The sequence below is a fragment of the Methanosarcina mazei S-6 genome, from assembly GCF_000970205.1.
GTDB classification, from domain to species: Archaea; Halobacteriota; Methanosarcinia; order Methanosarcinales; family Methanosarcinaceae; genus Methanosarcina; species Methanosarcina mazei.
The window spans coordinates 2,788,109-2,808,552 of record NZ_CP009512.1 but is presented as its reverse complement, the minus strand read 5'-3'; the positions used below and the strand labels follow the sequence as shown (position 1 = coordinate 2,808,552).

Genomic DNA, 20,444 nt, shown 5'->3' with positions numbered 1-20,444 from the left:
AATCATCTGCCCCTTCATTATCCGATCATTTGCCGTTAACTTCCCAGACCATCATGCCGGTATATACATCGGATTTGGAACGGTAGATCCCATCCTGAGAGGCGTTTTGATAATAATCCCTTATTTTTTCCTTTGTTTCCTCATCAAAATCCCTGCCCCTCCCGATGAACTCTATTGCCTGGTCTGCAGCTTCTCTCCAGTTTGTTTCTTCTTTCCATTCCGAGTGGTTGATCCTGACAGATGGCATGTAGCCTGAAAGGTAAAGATACATGAACGGAAAAGTCATGCCATTCATATTGTTCGCAGAGTTTTCCCCGAGTATTGAGCTCCGGATCTCACGGTAAGCTCTGTCCTCTCCTCTTCTCAAAAAATTGCTGTAGTAACAGAAATTTTTCGAGCATGCCATCATCTTATCAAAATTCTCAATATCTTTTATCGCGGGAGTCATGGATGCAATCACAAGGTCAAACCTGTCCCGGAAGCCCAGGGAATCTATGTCTGCCGTCCACCAGGAAGTTTCTATGACATCTACCGGGAGTGATTCTTCTTTTACAGTATCCTTCAGTCTTTTGAGCATTCCGGAAGATATGTCAAGTGCGGTCACCTCTGCTCCAAGCTTTGAAAGAGGGAGAGAAAGGGTACCGGGCCCACACCCGATATCCAGAACTCTGGAACCCTCCGGATCAAAACCGGATTCCTCAAGAAATTCGAGAATCTCATCGGTTCTTTTCTTTCTATTATCTTTGCCAATATTGTTGGCATAGTTCTCGGAACGCTTATTCCAGAAATCTGCCATCCTGCCCTCATCCCGGATGTTAAGAGCATCGCTGGCAGTTTTTTTCCAGCATTCGATCAGGTTATTGAGGTTATCTTTTTTCTGCAATCCCATCCCTCTCAAGATACGACAGAATGCTGTGTGTCCTCGCATGGTGGTCGTACATATTCATCCAGCCGTCATATTTTGAAATTCTCCATGCATCGTACGATGTGGTATAATAGAGCGGTATTGCAGGCACATCATTCGCAATTACGGTTTGCATCTCATATACTATTTCTTTACGTTTATCATCGTCAAGTTCCTGCAGTTCCCGGGTACCAAGGGCGTTCAGGGTGTCATTGTGGTAACCATACACTGCTGCTCCGGATGACACACTGTTTGATGACTGTGAATCCGTATCACAGTACCTTGTACGGAGATAATCTGCATCCTGTCCCCAGCCTCCAAAGCCGCTGATCAGAAGCTCAAAGTCTCCGTTCTTCAGGTTGGAATCGCGGGATTTGCTCTCGAGGGACTTCACCTGAACATCAATTCCCACTTCACTCAGCCTTTCTTTTATAAGTTCGCCTATACGGACTTCGCCGCTGCTAAGGGATAGTACATATGACAGTTTTTCTCCGCCTTTGTCACGTATTCCATCCCCGTCCGTATCAGACCATCCTGCCTCTTCGAGCAATGCTCCGGCTTTATCCGGGTCATAGCTGTACCCGGGCTGGTCAGGGTTATACCAGACGTGGTCTTCTGAGAGGATTCCCATTTTCCCGGCTTTTCCGGCACCTCTTGCGATCTTTTCTACCAGTTCATCACGGTCAATGGCGTAAGCAAAAGCCTGTCTTACCAGGCTGTCATTAAGCTCAGGACATTTTTTCATGTTGAAATAAAACTGGTAACCCCAGAAAGCTGGCTGCTGCACAATTCTTATGTCAGAGTCCGATTTGAACCGGTCAAGAGTATCGGGTGATACCCCTGTGAAATCTATTTTTCCCTGTTCAAAAGCTACAAGCGGGTCGCTGACCGGAATAAATTCCACGGATTTAACGGTAGCTTCCGGTCCCCAGAAATTCTCATTTGCTACAAAACGGTATGTCCCATGTTCTTTGTTGTACTGGTCAAGGATGAACGGGCCGGTACCGGTAACCGCTTCTGGATCAAGGAAACTGGCAGGGTCCGATACATCTTTGTATATGTGCTCGGGTATGATTCTAAAACCGGTAAGCTTGTACAGGAAGGTTGAAACAGGCTGGTTAAGTACGAATTTGACCGTACCGGGATCCACAACCTGAACATTATTTACAACTCCTGCCTCAATTCCACCTGAGATAGGCACATTCTTCTGCTCATAATCAAAAGTAAATTTAACATCATTTGCCGTGAAAGGTTCTCCATCACTCCACACGACACCTTCGCGGAGATGAACCGTATATTCTGTTCCATCAGGGCTGACATCCCAGCTTTCAGCCAGCCAGGGGATTATGCCAATTTCATCTCTTTCTAACAGGCTGTCAAAGATCATCCCAACTTTTGATGACCCCGGACCTCTCGGATATATTGTGAACGGCTGTGGATAGCCGCAGTCTCCGCCGCTCAGATAAACAACATCAACATGCTGTGAACCTTCATCACCATTCTCAACCACTGTTTCCTCTGCCAGCGAATTTCCACCCATTGTTCCAGCCTGAGCACTGTCCTTATCAGAACAGCCAGCCGTAATTACGACCAGGGCTGTCAGGAAAACAGAAAATAATGTCAGTAACTTTTTTTTCTCCATTAAAGAACACCCTATTTTTGTAAATTACTACAAATAACCTGTAATATGAATAATAATACTGATAGCACGTAGGTGTTAATACCTAAACATATATGAGTATTACTAAATGATCTTATAATCAATAAATATATTGCAGATATCATAATTTAATATAATCAGCTTATACTTAAGTTCTGAATTTAATTATATAATTTAATATATCAATGGATGTTTTTTGGCCTGAACTCATACCGAATACTGCGATTTAATCTGCAGTAGACTCAATGTCCTGGAAACCGGAAAATAAAAAGAGAGCCGGAAATCTGCGCTGTGAACCGGATGAAAGCATAAATGGAATTCTCAATCTAAAATGGGATTATAAAGCTAAACTGAAATTATGGAATTCTCAATCTAAAACGGGATTATAAAGCTAAACTGGAATTCTCAATCTAAAACGGGATTATAAAGCTAAACTGGAATTAAAGCTAAAATGAGATTATCAATCTAAAATAGAATTATAAAGTTAAAACATATTACTGACTTAATATGGCATATATAAAAACGCACATGATATTCTTCGAATAACATGTCCATAAAATGAAAGTACTTGAGAGCACTTTCATCCAAGTAAAATGGGCTTATAAAGCTAAAAGCTCGTTTGGTAGAGAACAGGAGTCTGGTGATAAAATAATTTAAAAATGTGTAAAACAATGTAAAAAGGAACCAGATAAGAGTAAACCAGAGAATTGTTAAATCCCGCTTGAAGGCGGAATTTGAAATTATTCTGCTGCTGGAAAACTGAGGAATAATATGATGGATTAAAGTGTGTATAGATTACTGAATTTATGTTATAGATTACTGGGTTTATGTTATAGATTACTGAGTTTGTGTCGTTCCCTTAAACTCATAATAGAGGGTTATAATGCCTCATATATTAGATCTAAAAAATATTGAAAAAGCGGGTAAAATCATAGTATTCAGTTATATGGTTCTGGCGCTAGTTTTCTTTATAATTGTTTTATTCTCTCATATAAGCGGAAAAAATGTATCAATTGGAGTCAACTATCCTTTCCTGGGTATGTTTTTGGGTTCATTGGCCAACATCGGAATTTTAATGTTAATTTTTGTGTCTGTCATTGAATTTATCAGGACTTACCGCGAAGCTGCTAATAAATGATCAGTGAAATCAGACAATTTTAACTATGCGCAGTTAGTAATACGATACAAAAAGCGCAAAGAATGTAAAAAAACTTAAGAGTTAGAAAAAAAAGAATTTACAAATGAAAATCAAAGAGTTATTAAATCCCGCCCGAAGGCGGAATTTGAAATTATTCTGCTGCTGGAGCTTCTTCTGCGGTTTCAAGGCCGAGAAGGGCTTTTATGGACTTGCTTCCGTATTCGACTACCTTGGCGTTGACCTGGACTATGTCGGGAGCAATTTCCTTTCCGCGCATCATTTTTCTCCTGCGCTGTCCCGGAAGCTTGGGAACATAACCTACACCTGTTGCGGTAAGGATTCTCTGTCTTCTGGGGCCCGGAAGGTCCGGCTTCATAACGAAACCGCTGCCGTCGCAGCCACCGGTAATCTGGACTTTGTAACCGGCGAGCCCGAAAATGGAACCGTCAACAACGTCCCCAATTGACTTTCCGATTAATGCGTTTGCTTCAGCATCCTTAATATCGATCTGGTAAGCACGTGCTTCTTTTGGATCAGAAACTACAACTTTGAAATTTGCCATGTGAAATCCTCCAATCAGATTTATTTTTAATAATTCCTTTACCTTGCTTTTTATCTGAGTTATCCGGAATTCTTACCCGTCCTGCTGCATCCTGAATATGCTCTGCCTGCATATCAGCCTTTACTTTGCCCAGAAAGGATTGTCTTTCCTTTTAAGTGTCAGGAAAATATCAAGGGTTTCCTTTTCATCGGTTGAAAGGGACTCATAGATTTCGTGCTCAAGGACTTTGGCATGCCTTTCAGGCACATTAACGTAGAGCACATCTTCTTCTTTGATCTGCCTGCCTACGGTTGCACCTTCAATTGCCATTGCAACTTCCTTGCCTACCTTTGCAGAGGGAATATTTTCCCCTTCGGACTGCAGACCTTTGATCTTGCCCACAACGTTTCCGTTTTCAAGCATAACATCCGTATTTGTCCGAACAACTCCCCCAAGCACTCTTACCCCGACAACTGCAGGTTTGCTCTGCCGGAAAACACATCCTGGAAGGATTTTGAACTTTCCGGGACGGATTATTGTTTCGAAAATCTTCTTTTCAGCCTTTTCCTGCTGTTCTTTGACGTATTTCTGGTAATCTTCAACCAGACGGTAAATAACGTCACTTGTGAACACCTTTACACTGCTTTCCTGCAGGAAATCTCTGGCATCAGGGTGAACCTTAACATTGAAACCTATAATCACCGAGTAAAGGGGGTCTTCAACTGTCGAAGCCTCAACCGCATCCCTGTGGGAAATGTCTCCTACTTCAGCTTTCCTGATAGGGACTTCATCTTTCTGGAACTCATGGACAAGGGCTTCAAGGGAACCGAGGGTATCAGCCTTAATCATGATCCCTACCGAACCCGTATCAATCCTTACCTCATCAATCTCGGACTTTACCTGGGATGCAATTTCTTCAAGGTTATCTTCCGTTGCAACCCTTATGGGAGAGCCTGCAAGTGCGCCTTCAAGGCCAGGAGCCGAAATCTTAACACCAGCCGCAGCAGTTACTTTACTCACCTGCTGGAACTTGCTCTCGTAACGGATTTCGGAAAGTTCTCTCGGCTTTAAAAGAGCCCTTACCTTTGTCCGGATTGGCTCGCCAAGGCTACCGATAACAACAGTATCTCCTTTCTTCAATGTACCGTCGTAAAGGATAATATCAAGGGTTGCTCCGAGTCCTTTTTCTTCTTTTACCTCAAGGACAGTCCCTACTCCCGGACCTTTGGCGCTGTACTGCAGGTTTGCCTCAAGGAATTTCTGGGCAAGACCCAGAAGCACCATAAGGACATCAGGAATACCTTCCCCTGTAAAAGCGCTTACAGGAACTACTCCAAGGGTTTTCTGGAAGTTTGTGACCCTGTCGTAGCGTTCTGCTGCAAACCCCTGGTTGTAAAGTTCACCTATTACCTCGTAGAGCTTTGTTTCAAGCCGTGCCTGGACATCACTGGACTGCTTCTTGAAAGTAGCAGCAAAAGGCATGTCTTTCTGTGAAACCCAGCCGCCTATCCTGTCGATTTTATTGGCAACGACAACAAAAGGAGTCTTGAACCGCTTTAAGATCTGCAAGCTCTCGTAGGTCTGGGGCTTGAAACCTTCGTTTATGTCAACGACCACAATTGCGAGGTCGGCAAGTGCGCCTCCTCTGCTCCAGAGGGTTGTAAAAGCGTGATGCCCCGGAGTATCAATAAAAAGCAGCCCCGGTACCATAAAGCGGTCCCTGAGCCTGGGGTCTCCGAGCTTATCGATAATCACATCTATAGGGACTTCGGTTGCTCCTATGTGCTGAGTAATAGCACCGGCTTCCCCGCTGACAATCGCAGTGCCTCTGATCTTGTCAAGCAGGGTGGTTTTCCCGTGGTCAACGTGCCCCATCACGCAGACTATAGGAGTCCTTAGGTTTTTCTTGTCGGTCATATACAGAACCTCTCTCATTCCCGCTTCTTATTTGCTGCAGGTCCAGAAGGGCCCAGGTTTCCCCGGAAGGACCCATTTTGCAGGTAAGGATAAACAAATGCCTGAATTCATATCCGGATAACTCTGGATACACGAAAAAGGATTTGATATACCTGCATTACTCGTACAGACAGACCTCATCGACTCTGGAATAATTCGCGATTTCGGAGTCCTTAAAGTGAATTGCAATCTCTCTTGCTGCAGCTTCAGGGGAGTCGGAGGCATGAACCACGTTCCTTCCCACGTCAAGAGCAAAGTCTCCACGGATAGTTCCGGGAGCTGCATCCACAGGGTTTGTAGCCCCGTTTATTGCTCTCATTACCTTTATTGCATCCTTTCCTGCAACTACCATCGAGACCGAAGGACCTGAGGTAATGAACTCGATAAGGGAGGGGAAAAATGGCCTTGCAGCGTGCTCACCGTAGTGTTCCTTTGCAGTAGCTTCGGCGATAACGTTCATCCTGAGGGCAACAATCTTCAAGCCTCTCTTTTCGATCCTGGAAATTACCTCTCCGACCAGCCCGCGCTGGACTCCGTCAGGCTTTACCATCACGTATGTCTGTTCCATATGCACACCTTCTGTATTCGAACTAACAGGCATTTATGCTTTTTTCAGCTGGATTTTGCCTTTCTCAGTCCACTCGGTGCGGCGCGGAAGCCTGCCAAGAGCGAAGTTGCTCATGCACTTGGAAGAGCACATGAAATAAGTGGAGCCGTCTTTCTTGATGTAGAGTTTACCGGTACCAGGCTCCAGCATCTGTCCGCAAAAATAGCATTTCCTCTGTTCCATTTATTTTCACCTACTATTTTTACCTGGTAGTCAGTTTCTTTGCTTCTCTTGACGTTTCCAGAAGCATCAGAATATCACCGATGCGGACAGGGCCAACACAGTTTCTTGTGATTACTCGACCTTTGTCTCTGCCTTCCAGAACCCTGCACTGGATCTGGCTTGCTTCACCATGCATACCTGTGTTCCCGATAACGTCAATAACTTCGGCAGCAAAGCCGCCTGTTGTGCTTTCTTCAGCCATAATCAGCACCTTCTGTTATCAGGGTTATTTAAGAGCGTCAAGCTTCTGAGCGATGTCCTGAATCATTTCAGCTGCCTTGCCTGCATCTACAATTGCCACGGTTGCACAGGAGACTCCAAGTCCGCTGGCTGCGCCGAGGTCTTTCTGGTTCTTGATGTAGATATAGGGAGCTTTCTTTTCTTCGGAAAGAGGGCCGATGTGAGCGACAATCTCTGCAGGCTCGATATCTTCGGCAATCAGGACAAGCTTTGCATTGCCTCTTTCGATTGCTTTTGTGGCTTCGTTTGTGCCCTTTTTAATCTTTCCTGTGTCTCTGGCAAGTTCCAGAGCTTCAAGTGCTTTGTTTGTAAGTTCTTCAGGAACATCGAATTTAGCTAATTGTGCCATTTAAGTTTCTCCTTCGAAATTGCGGATCTCGCAATTTTTCATCAATCATAGGTTTTTAACACATATCTGTCAACATCGAAAATTCAAATTCTAAGAAAAGAACCTGAAGTGCTTCAATGCGGAGAGTAAATGAGTTGAAACATAGATACTGCTAGCTAAATGCTGCAGAATGAACCTTAAAAGTACATACTCACCTATAAACCTTCTGCTTGAAAAAAAAGGATAATAGACAGATGCCGGGAGCGAGACGGCAAAAATAGGAATATATAAGAAAAGCTTCCGCCATAAGTCGAAAATTAACAAATGCGTCATGATTATAAGGAATGTAAGGATTTTGATCTGTATGAACACAATCTATTATGAAGCCCATAATAATCTTTACCTGAACCTCACAAACCGCTGCAGTGCGGATTGTATTTTCTGCATCCGTAACTTTGCAGACGGTGTTTATGGGTACAACCTGAGGCTTTCAAAAGAACCGTCAACGGAAGAGATCATCGAAGCCCTTGAAGGGCTTGACCTTTCAAAGTACAGGGAAATCGTGTTCACAGGGCTTGGAGAGCCTACCCTCAGGTTAGATGTTGTGCTGGCAGTTACTCGCTGGCTTAAAAACCAGGGATTAAGGGTAAGACTTGATACCAACGGGCATGCTGCCCTGATTAACCCTAAACTGGACGTCATTGCAGAATTGAAAAAAGCTGGTCTGGATTCGGTTTCAGTTAGCCTTAATGCCGAGTCCGAGGAAAAATACAACAAACTCTGCAGGCCTGTCCATAAAAACGCTTACAGAGCTATGCTCGATTTTGTAAGAGGAGCAAAAGAAGCAGGAATCTCAACAAGGGTTACGGTTGTTAAAATCCCCGAAATTGATGTGGAAAAATGCAGAAAGGTCTCAGAGGAACTCGGTTCGGATTTCCATATCAGGTTACTCTCGGAGGCTGCAAGTCAAGAAATAAGGGAATAATTAAAATTTCAACTAAAAATCAGGGCTTTCTGTGTAAGAAAAGATAAAAAAGTATAATAAAGTTTACAGCATGTTTTGCAGTTCATTTCAGGGTCCGTCATTCCATTCAAAATTAAATATTGCAGAAAATGTTCTGTTTTTGGGAAACTCCTTTCCGGAGTTATCCCTATGTGTTTCTCAATCATTCCCTCATGTATCACTCTCTTCAAGGTTTTCAAAGTCCTCGGTATTCTCATCCATCTCCTGACGTTTGGTAAGCCTTCTTTTTAAGAAGAAAACCGTACCTGCCATGGACCCGATCAGAAGGGCAAGCGGAAACTTTATTGAATCAAATATCCCAAAAATGCTTGAAGAACTTTTTTCTGAAGGCAACTCCTCCATTCCCAGCTTACCCCCGGTTTTTATGTTTTCTTTCTTATCACCTGATGAAGCTGCAGCATCTTCTACCAGGTTTTCAATACCTCCTGTATCTACGGGGGTTTCTTCTACGGGCTGGATATTTTCTTCAAGAGAGGAATCTTCTGTCTTTACAGGCTCTTCTGGCAGGAAACTTGCATCCCCGGATAGCAGTGCAAAAGCGGTTGCGTTCCGTTTAAATATATATACTGCTCCTGCTTCACTCCCTGCAGCAATGGTCGAACTGTCGCGTGAAACATCCAGGCTGTTGATGTTCCCTCCGCAGCTGCAGTTCCAGAGTTCTTTTCCGCTCATATTAAGTGCATAGATGCTATCGTCCCAGCTCCCGGCTGCAATGAAAGATGAATCCGGCGCTATCTCCACAGCATAAACGTCATCTTTTACCTGGTAGTCCCATAGTTTTGCGCCTGTAAGGTTGAAGAGGTAAATCCTGTCGTCGAAACTTCCTGCAGCTAGATGGGATCCATTGCTGCTTAAAGAAACACTGCTGACCCAGTAACCGGGATTATGCATCCATGAAAATTCCCCTTTACGGTCAAAAAGATAAACGTTATAATTGGACCCTCCTGCAGCCACATAGTAAGCATTAGGGGTCATGGTTACACTGTTGATCAGGCTTCCTGTTTTTTTCCCCCAGAGGGTTTTTCCCTCACTGTCAAGGAGGTAAACATAATTATTAGCGCTTCCTGTTGCCACGTAATCCCCGTCTCTGGAAATAGCTACGCTGCGGACAGCATCTCCTGAATTAAAGCTCCATAAAAGTTTACCATCTTTGTCCAGGAAATATACCTTTCCGTCCTCGCCGCCTGTTGCAATGTAAAGCCCTTCAGAAGAGACTGCTACACTATTAATATTGCCTCCGGTTTTTCGGCTCCACAGGAGTTCTCCTTCCCGGTTAAAGAAGTACACTTTTCTATCATTGCTTCCTGCTGCAATTCGAGATCCATCTGAAGAAATCGATACAGTATAAACAATATCTCCTGTAGTATAATTCCATAGTTGCGTCCCCCTGGAATCATAATAATAAACTTTGTGATCAAACCCTCCGGCTGCAAGATAATTGCCTGTAGAAGAAAGTGATACAGTATTTACTATAGACCCTGTTTCACATCTGCCCAGCAGGTCAAAAGCCCTGAGTTCCGAAAGATTCACATCTCCGTCATCCAAAGCAAGTGGGTCTGCGGCTTCAGCACTCGAAATAAAGCAAAAAAACAGACCCAGTGCCAGAATTAAATTTATTCCCGATAAATGATTCATATAATTTATAATGAAGTACTTTATTACACATGAATTTTTTGATACAGTTGTTTTCCAGATGTAAATTTAGGTATATAATGAGATTAAACCAAAAAAAATAAAAAAAGAAATGCCTGTAGAAACCTCTAAAAAAGCCAGTTTCAATTAATTTAACTGGATATCAGGGCTTTTTATCTTTTTATCCCCTTTGATATTGTGTATATAGGTTCCTACAAAGCCTTTTTTCTATCCGGAATTCACTTGCTGACTATAATATATCTGGACCTGGTTTCAGAACTGGTGCTTTCCGAATTATTTACTGTTAAACTAACAGTATATTGTCCTGTTCTATTGTATGTATATACAGGGTTTTTCTCTGTTGAACTGCCTCCGTCTCCAAACGTCCATCTCCATGCATCTGGCGATCCTGTGCTTTTGTCAATAAAACTGACAGTGAGAGGTTCAGACCCTGAGGCTGGAGATGCAGAGAAAGCAGCCGTAAGAGAGTTTGAAACAGCAATATATCCTGTCCTGGTTAATGAATTACTTCCGTTTTCATTACTTGTTGTCAATGCAACAGAATAAAGTCCTGACTTATTGTATATATGTACAGGATTCTTTTCTGTTGAATTGCTTCCATCCCCAAAAGTCCATCTCCATGAGCCTGGCGCCCCTGTGCTCTGGTCAGTAAAACTGACAGTAAGAGGGACGTTCCCTGAAGATGGAGATGCAGAGAAGCTGGAAACCGGTGTATTCAATGCATCTGAGACAGCAATATATCCTGTCCTGGTTAACGAATTACTGCCGTTTTCGTTACTTACTGCCAATGTTACGGAATAAAGCCCTGTTTTATTGTAAGTATATACAGGATTCTTTTCTATTGAATTGTTTCCATCCCCGAAAGCCCATTTCCAGGAATCCGGAGCCCCTGTGCTCTGGTCAGTAAAACTTACAGTAAGAGGCGCTTTTCCTGTAACATGCGATGCAGAGAAATTGGCAACAGGACCGCTTTGAGTGCTCGAGACCACAATATATCGGGATTTTGTCAATGCGTTACTGCCGTTTGCATTACTTGCTGTTAATGTGACAGTATATTGCCCTGATTCATTGTATGTGTGTACAGGGTTCTTCTCTCTTGAACCGCTTCCGTCCCCGAAAGTCCATCTCCATGCAGCCGGAGCCCCTGTACTCTGGTCAGTAAAGCTGACCGTAAGAGGTGCTTTTCCCGAAGTAGGAGATGCAGAGAATCTGGAAAGAGGAGCATCTGAAACGCCTGAGACTAAAATATATCCAGTTTTTGTCAGCGCGTTGTTGCCATTTGCATTGCTTGCTGTTAACGTAACATTGTATTTTCCTGCTTTATTATATGTATGCACAGGATTCTTTTCTGTTGAATTGCCCCCGTCTCCAAAAGTCCATTTCCATGCGGTCGGCGCCCCTGTACTCTGGTCTTTAAAGCTGACAGTAAGAGGCACACTTCCTATAGCTGGAGTTGCTGAAAAGGCAGTGACAGGGACAGCATCTACTGTTTTCTGTGGCACAATACTGTTTTCAGAAGTTACACTTATGTATCTGGATATCTGAACCCTGTTGCTGCCTCCCTGACTGGTTGTTGTCAGAGCAACAGTGTAATTCCCCTCTTTATTGTATGTGTGTACAGGATTTTTCTCTGTTGAATCGTTCCCATCTCCAAAAGACCATTTCCATGTATCCGGAGATCCTTTGCTCTGGTCCGTGAAACTGACCGTAAGAGGTGCTTTTCCTGTAACAGGGGATGCAGAGAAACTGGTAACCGGAGTGCTAAATAAAGGTCCTGAGACAGCAATGAATCCGGTTTTTGTCAGAGAATTGGTTCCTCCTGCACCACCTGCCGTTAATGTAACAGAATATAGCCCTGATTCATTGTATGTGTGCACAGGATTCCTTTCTGTTGAGTTAGTTTCATCTCCAAAATACCATTTCCATGAAGCTGGTGACCCTGTGCTCCTGTCGGTAAAACGGACATTGAGGGGCGCATTTCCTGTAACAGGGGATGCAGAGAAGCTGGCTACGGGAGTATTCGAAATGCCTGCGACAGCGATATAGCTGGATTTTGTCAGGGTATTGCTGCCTTTTTCATTACTTGCTGTCAATTTAACGGAGTAAAGCCCCGATTTATTGAATGTGTATACCGGGTTTTTGTCTGTTGAGGTATTCCCGTCTCCAAAAGACCATTTCCATTCAGTTGGAGCTCCTTTTCCCTGGCCTGTAAAACTAACACTGAGTGGAGCTTTTCCTGAAGCTGGAGATGCAGAGAAGCTGGCTACAGGCCCATTTAGAGCGTTTGAAACAATAATATAACTGGATTTTGTCAGGGTATTGCTGCCTTTTTCGTTGCTTACTGTCAATGTAACAGTGTATAACCCTGCTTTGTCGTATGTATGTGTGGGATTCTCTGCGGTTGAACGCGTACCGTCTCCAAAATTCCACTTCCTCGAGGTTGGAGCTCCTGTACTCTCATCAGTAAATTTAACTGCTAGAGGTGCTTTTCCTGAAGACGGAGAAGCAGAAAAAGCAGCTACAGGGGTTTCAAAACCATTTGAAACAATAATATATCCGGATTTCGTCACTGCAGTCCTGTTCCCTGTTTCGTTTAATGTCAGAGTAACAGGATATCTTCCCGGTTTTTTATATATGTGAACCGGACTCTTTTCCGTTGAATAAGTTCCGTCTCCAAAAGTCCAGTTCCATTCTGCTGGAGATCCTGTGCTCTGGTCGGTAAAACTAACGCTGAGAGGTGTTTTTCCTGAAACCTGGGAAGCAGAAAATACCGGCTGTGCCAGAACGGTTATCGTGGCTAATTTTGAATCAGTGCCGTTTTTATTGTTTACTTTAAGCGTTACATTGTAATTTCCTGCTCTGGAATAGGTATATACCTGATTTTGATGTGCTGAACTCGACCCGTCTCCAAAGTCCCATTTCCACCCTTCCGCATTCCTTGAGAAATCCGTAAACTGGACTGAAAGGGGAGCATAACCGGCTGTTAGATTGCTGCTGAAGTTTGCAGCAGGAAATAACGGCTGTGCCGGGAGAGGGGCCATAAACTGGCCGAAAGCAACAGGGCTGAAACCTGCTTTTTCCGTAGCTATAACCCTGTTTGTAGCTGTATCAATTATGGAAATGGTTTTTCCGAGATTCTCATTATTACCGCAGTTCGCTACATACACCTTTGTCCCGTCCGGCGTGACTGCAATCCCATAAGGGCTTCTGCCGACTTTTATGGCAGCTGTAACATTTTTTGTTTCAGCGTCGATTACGGAGACATTATTACTTCGTTCATTTGCAACATATATTTTTGTTCCATCCGGGCTGACCGAAACTCCCAGAGGCCATTTTTCTACAGCCAATGTATCAGTAACCGTGTTGGTCGCCGTGTCAATTACAGAAACACTGTTGCTTTCACAATTCGTCACATAAAGCCGTGTTCCATCCTGATTGAATGAAACTCCACAGGGACCGGTTCCGACTTTAACAGCTGCTATTTCATTGTTTGTTACGGTGTCAATCACGGAAACATTATTGCTATAACGGTTCGCAACATATGCTTTTCTTCCATCAGGCGTGATTGCAACCCCCAGAGGGTTAATCCCGGCAGGAACCGTGGCTGTAACTGTGTTTGTAGATGTATCGATTACCGAGACGCCGTTAATATCACGATCCGACACATACAGTTTTTTCCCATCCGGCGTGACTGCAATTCCACAGGGACTGTATTTGTTTCCCACATCTACAATGGTTATAACCTCTCCCCGAGCTGTATCAATTACAGAGACACTACCACGGTAGCCGTAGTTGGTATTTGTGACATATACTCTTGTCCCATCCGGGCTGATTGCAACTCCCATAGGATCGTTTCCAACCGGCACTGTTTTTGCAAGGGTATTATTTCCTGTGTTAAATACAGAAACCGTGTTGCTGTTGAGGCCCGTAATATATGCATATGAAGGCGTGGGAGAGCCTTTCAATACAACATTTACCGTGGAGATCTGTGAATCTGTGCCGTTTGAATTGCTTACCGTCAGCCTGACAGTATAGATCCCTGTTTCAGAATAAGTATGAGTGGGGTTCTGCTTCTTTGAGCTGGACCCGTCTCCGAAGTCCCATTTCCATTCAGTCGCATCCTTCGATAAATCAGTAAACTGCACAGGCTCGGAAAGGAAAATATAACCCGATGTAATATTGCTCTTGAAGTCCGCAGAAGGATATACCGGCTGTACCGGAATGGAGCCTATAAACTGGCCTGAAGCGTAAGGGTTCTTTCCTACAGCCATTGTGGCTGTAATTGTATTGGTCGCAGTGTCAATTACAGAGACAGTGTTACAGAAGCTGAGTGCTACATATACCTTTTTTCCGTCCGGTGTGACAGCAATTCCTGCAGGATCGGGCCCTACAGGTATCCTGGCTGTAATTTTGTTTGTTCCGGTGTCAATCATAGAAACAGTGTTGAAATATTTATCAACATTTGTCACATACGCCTTTGTTCCCTCAGGGTTGACTGCAATTCCAGAAGGGGCCGCCTCTACCTTTACCGTGTCTATGACGCTGTTTGTTACCGTGTCAATTACAGAAATGCTCATGCTGTCGAAGTTCGCTACGTACACCTTTGTCCCATCCGGTGTGACCGCGATTCCTTTCGGACTTCTTCCTACGGATACCGTGTTTATAACAGCTTTTGTGACAGTATTAATTACAGAGACTGTCTTGTCCCCATTATTTGTTACATATAACTTTTTTCCATCCGGGCTCAGGGCCAATCCCAGAGGACTTTTTCCTGTTTTCACGGTGCCTGCAACGGTATTTGATGTGGTATCAATTACAGAAAGAGTGCTGCTTGCCATGTTTGTTACATAAACCTGTTTCCCATCGGGGCTTACGGCAACCCCCTGCGGAGAACTTCCTGCAGGTACCGTGGCTATAACATTATTTGTTGCCGTGTCAATTATGGATACATCGTTGCTATGAGCATTTGCCACGTATACCTTTGTTCCATCCGGGCTAATTACGGCTCCCATAGGATTGGACCCTACAGGTATCGTAGCTGTGACTTTATTTGAAGTGACGTCAATTACAGAGATGTTGTCACTCTCTGAATTTGCAATATACGCAAAAGTTGAGGCTCCTGCGGTGCCTATCAACATTAAAAAAACAAATGCGGTTATCCCGACAATTTTATTGAAGGTTTTCCCCCCAAATATTTGATTACATTTTCCAAATATTTGATTACATTTCGTTACTTTCATTTTAGCCCCCCTGAATATATGAATTAATAAATTTGTTAAGAATCTAAAAAATTCAATTTTACCGGTTTATTATAACGGATAACCTGTTTATTGTAATGGGTAATTTGATAATTTGCTGAGATCGGTTTTTTCGAATTAAGCTGTTTATCGTAATCATATGTGCTATGAAGATGACCGGATAAAGAAGATTTCACAGAAATGTGTGAAATAATTGTAAACTCAGCGGCAATAATTTTTCTTTTACTGGCTATTCGGAATCCTCTATATTCTGTTTTTATCCTGAAATTTTATGAAATTTAAATTCTAAAAATGCTCCCAATTTTGTCCCCACAAAAAGACAAGCAACTCTTATTTTCATCAAATTAGTATATTAAATTTGTTGATCTCAGTCTTAAAACAATTCAGACATTCAGGCAGTGTCTTTATTCCTGAAACACTCCTAAATATATTTATCTTCAAATTCAACTTCTTGTCCAGTTTTGTTGAAATAGTATATAATTAGGGCTATCGTGATTTATATCTTCACAGGAATCAGGTCTATGATAAAAATTAAACTGACATCATAATACCTGATTAAAAAATAGACTTAATTAAAAAATTGTAAAAATTTAATTCAATTTAAGGCTCGGCAGAGCTGAAAGAAGGATTATTACGGGCAAAATTGTTAATAATGATCATATTATGAAGTAAATTTTCTAATAAAGTAAACCTTTATATAAAGTAAATATTCTTACAGAATTAATCATCCAGTGAAGTAATTCTTTATATAATGTAAATATTTTTACAGAATAAATCCTTCAGTAAAGTAAATCTTCAGGCTTTTTCAGCCTGTAGAATAGGAATTCTCTTTTTCATACCGCTTCCCGAATAATTTGTCGGAATATTGCGAGTGACTTTTAAATACTCATCATAACTTCAGGTTTCCTCCGGATAAAGAAGGTGAAAAAGGAAGTCTGGCAAGTGGCAGATAGTCATAATCACATCCGTTAACATTGTAAGGAAGGTCACAGATGCCATCAGAGTCCGAATCTTCAGCAATTTGAGAATATCCTGTTCCGTTAAGGTCAGCCCAGAAATTGCCTCCAAGGTACGGTCCTTCCGCGATATTTATTCCGGGAGCTTTTGTAATGTTCCAGCTGTTTCCTTTGCTGTTTTCAGCTTTCACATTTACAGTATTATTAAAGTAGTTGTTAAAGATACGGTTGTCAGCACAATGGTCCAGTAAATAGATCCCGGATTCATTGCTGGAGTTTATTATGTTGCCGGACAGTTCATTATTCTGGCTGTTTTCTCTCAAAAAAATGCCCCTGCTGCTGTTTGAAATTGTGTTATTGTATACCCTGGAGTCATAGACAAGGATCAGGTAAATACCATAATCGCAGTCCGTAATCAGGTTTCCACAGAGGACGGTTCTTGCCTGTGTGTCATACATATCAACCCCTGTACTGCAATTAATTATCTCATTATTCGAAACAAGGTTTCCTCCTCCGCAGCATGCGATCCCTATTCCTCCTCCGTTTGAAAGCCGATTACGGGATATAATATTGTCCCAGCAGTGTGCTCCGATAATTAAATTTCCCTCTTCAATGGAGTTGTTTTCTGCCGTATTCCTGCTGCAGCCTTCATCAATCAGGATGCCGTTTCTGAAAAAGGTATTGTTCGAGAGGGTATTGTTCATGGAGCCCTGAAGGTAAACTCCGTACTGGTTTTCAAAAATATGATTTCTTTCGATTGTGCAGTTTTCAACCTGATCAAGACAGATCCCTGCCTGAGGGCAGTCAAATTCAGTTGATCTGGAGATAAAAACTTCCCCTGAACCGAGACTGTAAGTTTTTCTAAGTTCCGGTATATCGGACACACCCTGTCCATCCGGGTCTTTGGGGAAAGAGTCTCTGGGGCTGGAAGCCTCATGTGTGCTGAAAAACTCTCCTGACCCTGTTATGTTAAAGCCGCTGATAGTTACGTTGTCGGCCTTAACCTGAAAAACGCTGGAATTCCTGTCCCCTGCTCTGATAAAAACGCTACCAGATTTTTCAGGCTCCGAACTGACCGTTACCCCTGAAACATTGACAACAATATTTTCTTCGTATTCTCCGGCTTTCACAATAATAAAGTCCCCGGTTGTAGAGTTATTTACTGCAGCCTGAATTGAAGCTCCGGGCTCAACGTAAATGACTTCTGCACCCGCAGCGCCTGTAGAAACAAGAAGCAAAGCAACGACCAGTAAAGAGCTGGTTAGTTTTCTGATACAGTCTCCGATAAGTATACTTTTCATAAGTGCCCCTCCCCAGATAATTTCCAGCCGATCGATTCAGGACGGAAAACTCCAGATCGATGGTTGCTGCGTGCAACTGCCATAATTGCGTGCAACTGCTATAATTTATACTAATATACAGATTAAATTCATTATTTATATACCAATTTATATTAAAAATTGAAGACTGGAAGATATGATAACCTTAACTCCAATTTTAAATGGAGATGAAAGGAGACCTGTGTTAAGGTCTGTCCTATGTGACTGAACATATGACCGAAAATGCGACAGAATATATTTGAAAGAATAAGACATAGAGAACAATGAAATGATCCCTGAGATTTGTAAGCTGGAAAAAGAAACTCTGGTCTCCGGACTTGCAGAGTTTTTCAGATCTCAAGAGTATGTGGAGCTTGCATACCTTTTTGGTTCTCATGCAAAAGGAAAATCAGGTCCTCTCAGTGATATCGATGTAGGTGTATATCTTTCCAGAAAGCTGGACAAAAAAGAGAGGTTCGAAAAAAGGCTGGAACTAATAAGTGTCCTGAGCACTTTACTTCAAACCAGCAATCTGGATCTGGTAGTTATGAATGATTCTCCCCCTGTGCTTAATTTCAAAGTTATTGAGCCTAATTGCCTGATTTTTGAAAAAAATCACGATTTGAGAGTAGAAGTGGAAGTATATATTATGTCCAGGTATTATGACCGGAAGCATCACGAAGACTTTCTGAACAGAGAATTTGTTAAAAGATTTAAGAAAAGGGGATTTTCCTGAGATGACCGATTCGGAGACCATTATCAGAAAATTGGATTTCATGAGCAGGTGCGTAAAATATCTAAAATCCATAGATCCCGAAACTGTGAACCTTGAGTCTGATTATGAGAAACGGAGTGCGGTTGAAAGAAACTTTCAGCTGGCAATAGAAAGTGCTATCGACATTGGAGAAATAATAATTTCGGAAGAAGGGCTGGAAAGACCTGTTGACTACAGAAGTGTGTTCCTTGTCCTGGGAAGAAATTCAATCCTGCCGAGAGATTTTGCAGAGAGGCTCGCACCTGCTGCAGGGTTCAGAAATGTGCTTGTCCACATGTATGAAGAAGTAGACCTGGGAATAATGAAAGAATTCCTGACCGAAAGACTGGGCGATTTTGAGGAATTTGCAGGGTATGTACTGGAATACATTGAGAAGAAGGAAAGTGAGGTAGAGAATTCTGGATAATTAAAAGTCATTTAATTAGTGCATACATACAATAATCAAAGTAATTGCCGTTTTTATAAATCCCTTTCTTCATTATGCCCTCCAAAACAAATCCAGCTTTTTCAAGGGCTTTTCTTGAACCAAAATTATGTGCATAAGGCTCTGCAAATATCCGTACAATATCATATTGTTCAAAAGCTGTCTGACAGAGCTGTTTTATTGCTTCGCTCATTATTCCCCTGCCCCAGAAAGGTTCGCCAAGCCAGTATGCGATTTCTGCACTTCTACAATAAACATCGTTTTTAATGAATAAGGCAATGCTTCCCACAGCTTCTCCATTCACAATAATTGCCCGACAGCATTGCTTTGATTCATCGTTATAGCTAAAGTTTTCTACGGTTTTTCTGCAATCCTCTAAGGTAGAGGGAAAAGCATCCCTCATATCTTCTAAAATCTTTGGATTGCTGGAATATTTGAAGAAGCTTTCAGCATCGGATTTTTCCCATTTTCGCAATTCAAAATCCATTTTAACAGCATCCGGGGGAAGATAATGCTCTTTTTCAAACGCTTATTTTAACTGTTTATCAATAAACTATCACTTCAAGCCCTGTAACTTCTTTGAAGTGGCTATCTCTGGTAACTATTCTCTCGCCATGAAAAAGTGTGATGGCAGCTATCAATTCATCGAATGCGCCAATAGATGTCCCTTTTGATAGTAAATTTGCAGAGAGGGAAGCAAAGACTTTATAGACGGATTCTTCTAGCTCCAGAACCTGAAAGCATTCCAGAAGCTTTTTGATTTCTTCCAGGTTTTGATGCGTTTTTCTGGACAGATAAGCTCCCCGATAAAGCTCAATGACATTAATCTCGGTTTTGCTTAAGGGGATTCCTGAGCTTCCATTTCAGCCAGTTTCTGAAGAGCTCCTCTTTTGCCTCTCAGGAGATCTACAATAAAAGAAGTATCAAGCACCGGCATCAAGATCAACTTTCCTCGTCTCTGCTTTTCTCATGTCCCTCGAAGCTTTTTCGATTGCATCTGCGAGTTCGGGGTTGGTGCCTATTTCTGCGAGCACTTCCGAAAGCTTTCTTTTTTTAGGATAGTACTTGAGAATAACATCTGAGAAGCTGTTCTTTTCAGTGGTTTTTAGGCTTTTAAGCTTTTCATAAGCTTCCTCACTTATGCAGATCGTTCTAGTTGGCATGATACTATCTGTGTATGTATGTGTATTAAAGACTTTTCGGGTTTTTTCGACTCGGTGAAGATAGATAAACACTGAAAAGAAATCAAAAATTTCTCAAAGAATGTGAATTTGAGTATATTCTTCTAACTGGAAGTATTTCACAAGAGCATACGTACAATAATCAAAGAAATTACTATTTATGGCCAAATAGTCACACATTTGGTGAAACCATACTTTTAAATCCAAAATTATGCTAAAAAATAATTAATAATGGTAAATATTCAACCTATTCAAAAT

At 42.2% G+C, this 20,444-nt stretch carries 18 protein-coding genes; 4 read left to right on the top strand and 14 right to left on the bottom strand.

Translation table 11 applies throughout. The features are described 5' to 3' along the window. Nucleotides 1-25: 25 nt before the first annotated feature. Nucleotides 26-889 (bottom strand): class I SAM-dependent methyltransferase, encoded by an 864-nt coding sequence (locus tag MSMAS_RS11995; protein ID WP_011034377.1) that lies wholly within the window; start codon nucleotides 887-889, stop codon nucleotides 26-28. Further along, entirely contained in the window at nucleotides 867-2,546 is a 1,680-nt protein-coding gene (locus tag MSMAS_RS11990) for an ABC transporter substrate-binding protein (protein ID WP_011034378.1), read from the bottom strand. The genes MSMAS_RS11995 and MSMAS_RS11990 overlap by 23 nt, the downstream gene beginning before the upstream one ends. Before the next feature lie 901 nt (nucleotides 2,547-3,447). Here MSMAS_RS11990 and MSMAS_RS11985 point away from each other — a divergent pair. After that, on the top strand, nucleotides 3,448-3,702 hold the full coding sequence (locus MSMAS_RS11985) for a hypothetical protein (RefSeq protein WP_048038864.1): 255 nt from the start codon (nucleotides 3,448-3,450) through the stop codon (nucleotides 3,700-3,702). A gap of 151 nt (nucleotides 3,703-3,853) precedes the next feature. Here the strand turns inward: MSMAS_RS11985 and MSMAS_RS11980 are convergent, their stop codons facing one another. From MSMAS_RS11980 to rpl7ae, 6 genes are all read right to left on the bottom strand, one after another. Then, nucleotides 3,854-4,264, bottom strand: a complete 411-nt coding sequence (locus MSMAS_RS11980) for a 30S ribosomal protein S6e (RefSeq protein WP_011034380.1) — start codon at nucleotides 4,262-4,264, stop codon at nucleotides 3,854-3,856. Nucleotides 4,265-4,384: 120 nt separating this feature from the next. Next, nucleotides 4,385-6,160, bottom strand: a complete 1,776-nt coding sequence (infB, locus tag MSMAS_RS11975; protein WP_048046994.1) for a translation initiation factor IF-2 — start codon at nucleotides 6,158-6,160, stop codon at nucleotides 4,385-4,387. A 157-nt stretch (nucleotides 6,161-6,317) separates the two neighbouring features. Beyond that, complete coding sequence (ndk, locus tag MSMAS_RS11970) at nucleotides 6,318-6,767, bottom strand: nucleoside-diphosphate kinase (RefSeq protein WP_175413340.1); 450 nt, start codon at nucleotides 6,765-6,767, stop codon at nucleotides 6,318-6,320. A 33-nt stretch (nucleotides 6,768-6,800) separates the two neighbouring features. Further along, on the bottom strand, nucleotides 6,801-6,989 hold the full coding sequence (locus MSMAS_RS11965) for a 50S ribosomal protein L24e (RefSeq protein ID WP_011034383.1): 189 nt from the start codon (nucleotides 6,987-6,989) through the stop codon (nucleotides 6,801-6,803). A 19-nt stretch (nucleotides 6,990-7,008) separates the two neighbouring features. Beyond that, nucleotides 7,009-7,230, bottom strand: coding sequence for a 30S ribosomal protein S28e (locus MSMAS_RS11960; protein ID WP_011034384.1), 222 nt, complete (start codon nucleotides 7,228-7,230; stop codon nucleotides 7,009-7,011). A gap of 24 nt (nucleotides 7,231-7,254) precedes the next feature. Next, entirely contained in the window at nucleotides 7,255-7,617 is a 363-nt protein-coding gene (rpl7ae, locus tag MSMAS_RS11955) for a 50S ribosomal protein L7Ae (RefSeq protein ID WP_011034385.1), read from the bottom strand. Nucleotides 7,618-7,927: 310 nt separating this feature from the next. On the opposite strand from rpl7ae, the gene MSMAS_RS11950 reads away from it, so the two are divergent. After that, on the top strand, nucleotides 7,928-8,581 hold the full coding sequence (locus MSMAS_RS11950; RefSeq protein ID WP_011034386.1) for a TatD family nuclease-associated radical SAM protein: 654 nt from the start codon (nucleotides 7,928-7,930) through the stop codon (nucleotides 8,579-8,581). Nucleotides 8,582-8,770: 189 nt separating this feature from the next. Here MSMAS_RS11950 and MSMAS_RS11940 read toward each other — a convergent pair whose 3' ends face one another. The 3 genes from MSMAS_RS11940 to MSMAS_RS11930 form a co-directional block, all read right to left on the bottom strand. Then, nucleotides 8,771-10,255: a WD40 repeat domain-containing protein gene (locus tag MSMAS_RS11940; protein ID WP_011034387.1), complete on the bottom strand. Its 1,485-nt coding sequence runs from the start codon at nucleotides 10,253-10,255 to the stop codon at nucleotides 8,771-8,773. A gap of 236 nt (nucleotides 10,256-10,491) precedes the next feature. Beyond that, on the bottom strand, nucleotides 10,492-15,513 hold the full coding sequence (locus MSMAS_RS11935; protein ID WP_048046579.1) for a PKD domain-containing protein: 5,022 nt from the start codon (nucleotides 15,511-15,513) through the stop codon (nucleotides 10,492-10,494). Between the two features lie 907 nt (nucleotides 15,514-16,420). Next, complete coding sequence (locus MSMAS_RS11930; RefSeq protein ID WP_015412570.1) at nucleotides 16,421-17,788, bottom strand: right-handed parallel beta-helix repeat-containing protein; 1,368 nt, start codon at nucleotides 17,786-17,788, stop codon at nucleotides 16,421-16,423. Between the two features lie 307 nt (nucleotides 17,789-18,095). Here MSMAS_RS11930 and mntA point away from each other — a divergent pair, with 307 nt between their 5' ends. After that, nucleotides 18,096-18,542 carry a type VII toxin-antitoxin system MntA family adenylyltransferase antitoxin gene (gene mntA, locus MSMAS_RS11925; protein WP_011034390.1) on the top strand — a complete coding sequence of 149 codons (447 nt, stop codon included), beginning with the start codon at nucleotides 18,096-18,098 and terminating at the stop codon, nucleotides 18,540-18,542. 1 nt (nucleotide 18,543) lies between these two features. Beyond that, nucleotides 18,544-18,987, top strand: coding sequence for a type VII toxin-antitoxin system HepT family RNase toxin (gene hepT / locus MSMAS_RS11920; RefSeq protein WP_050035220.1), 444 nt, complete (start codon nucleotides 18,544-18,546; stop codon nucleotides 18,985-18,987). A 7-nt stretch (nucleotides 18,988-18,994) separates the two neighbouring features. Here hepT and MSMAS_RS11915 read toward each other — a convergent pair whose 3' ends face one another. From MSMAS_RS11915 to MSMAS_RS11910, 3 genes are all read right to left on the bottom strand, one after another. Then, nucleotides 18,995-19,492: a GNAT family N-acetyltransferase gene (locus tag MSMAS_RS11915; protein ID WP_015412572.1), complete on the bottom strand. Its 498-nt coding sequence runs from the start codon at nucleotides 19,490-19,492 to the stop codon at nucleotides 18,995-18,997. Between the two features lie 58 nt (nucleotides 19,493-19,550). After that, on the bottom strand, nucleotides 19,551-19,799 hold the full coding sequence (locus MSMAS_RS19960) for a type II toxin-antitoxin system VapC family toxin (RefSeq protein ID WP_369323965.1): 249 nt from the start codon (nucleotides 19,797-19,799) through the stop codon (nucleotides 19,551-19,553). A gap of 129 nt (nucleotides 19,800-19,928) precedes the next feature. Next, entirely contained in the window at nucleotides 19,929-20,168 is a 240-nt protein-coding gene (locus MSMAS_RS11910) for an antitoxin VapB family protein (RefSeq protein WP_015412573.1), read from the bottom strand. Nucleotides 20,169-20,444: the final 276 nt, after the last annotated feature.

Excerpts from the sequence above, each read along its gene's own strand:
- MSMAS_RS11995 (WP_011034377.1), bottom strand. The coding sequence starts at position 889 with ATGGGATTGCAGAAAAAAGATAACCTCAATAACCTGATCGAATGCTGG.
- MSMAS_RS11990 (WP_011034378.1), bottom strand. The coding sequence starts at position 2,546 with ATGGAGAAAAAAAAGTTACTGACATTATTTTCTGTTTTCCTGACAGCC.
- MSMAS_RS11985 (WP_048038864.1), top strand. The coding sequence starts at position 3,448 with ATGCCTCATATATTAGATCTAAAAAATATTGAAAAAGCGGGTAAAATC.
- MSMAS_RS11980 (WP_011034380.1), bottom strand. The coding sequence starts at position 4,264 with ATGGCAAATTTCAAAGTTGTAGTTTCTGATCCAAAAGAAGCACGTGCT.
- infB (WP_048046994.1), bottom strand. The coding sequence starts at position 6,160 with ATGACCGACAAGAAAAACCTAAGGACTCCTATAGTCTGCGTGATGGGG.
- ndk (WP_175413340.1), bottom strand. The coding sequence starts at position 6,767 with ATGGAACAGACATACGTGATGGTAAAGCCTGACGGAGTCCAGCGCGGG.
- MSMAS_RS11965 (WP_011034383.1), bottom strand. The coding sequence starts at position 6,989 with ATGGAACAGAGGAAATGCTATTTTTGCGGACAGATGCTGGAGCCTGGT.
- MSMAS_RS11960 (WP_011034384.1), bottom strand. The coding sequence starts at position 7,230 with ATGGCTGAAGAAAGCACAACAGGCGGCTTTGCTGCCGAAGTTATTGAC.
- rpl7ae (WP_011034385.1), bottom strand. The coding sequence starts at position 7,617 with ATGGCACAATTAGCTAAATTCGATGTTCCTGAAGAACTTACAAACAAA.
- MSMAS_RS11950 (WP_011034386.1), top strand. The coding sequence starts at position 7,928 with ATGATTATAAGGAATGTAAGGATTTTGATCTGTATGAACACAATCTAT.
- MSMAS_RS11940 (WP_011034387.1), bottom strand. The coding sequence starts at position 10,255 with ATGAATCATTTATCGGGAATAAATTTAATTCTGGCACTGGGTCTGTTT.
- MSMAS_RS11935 (WP_048046579.1), bottom strand. The coding sequence starts at position 15,513 with ATGAAAGTAACGAAATGTAATCAAATATTTGGAAAATGTAATCAAATA.
- MSMAS_RS11930 (WP_015412570.1), bottom strand. The coding sequence starts at position 17,788 with ATGAAAAGTATACTTATCGGAGACTGTATCAGAAAACTAACCAGCTCT.
- mntA (WP_011034390.1), top strand. The coding sequence starts at position 18,096 with ATGATCCCTGAGATTTGTAAGCTGGAAAAAGAAACTCTGGTCTCCGGA.
- hepT (WP_050035220.1), top strand. The coding sequence starts at position 18,544 with ATGACCGATTCGGAGACCATTATCAGAAAATTGGATTTCATGAGCAGG.
- MSMAS_RS11915 (WP_015412572.1), bottom strand. The coding sequence starts at position 19,492 with ATGGATTTTGAATTGCGAAAATGGGAAAAATCCGATGCTGAAAGCTTC.
- MSMAS_RS11910 (WP_015412573.1), bottom strand. The coding sequence starts at position 20,168 with ATGCCAACTAGAACGATCTGCATAAGTGAGGAAGCTTATGAAAAGCTT.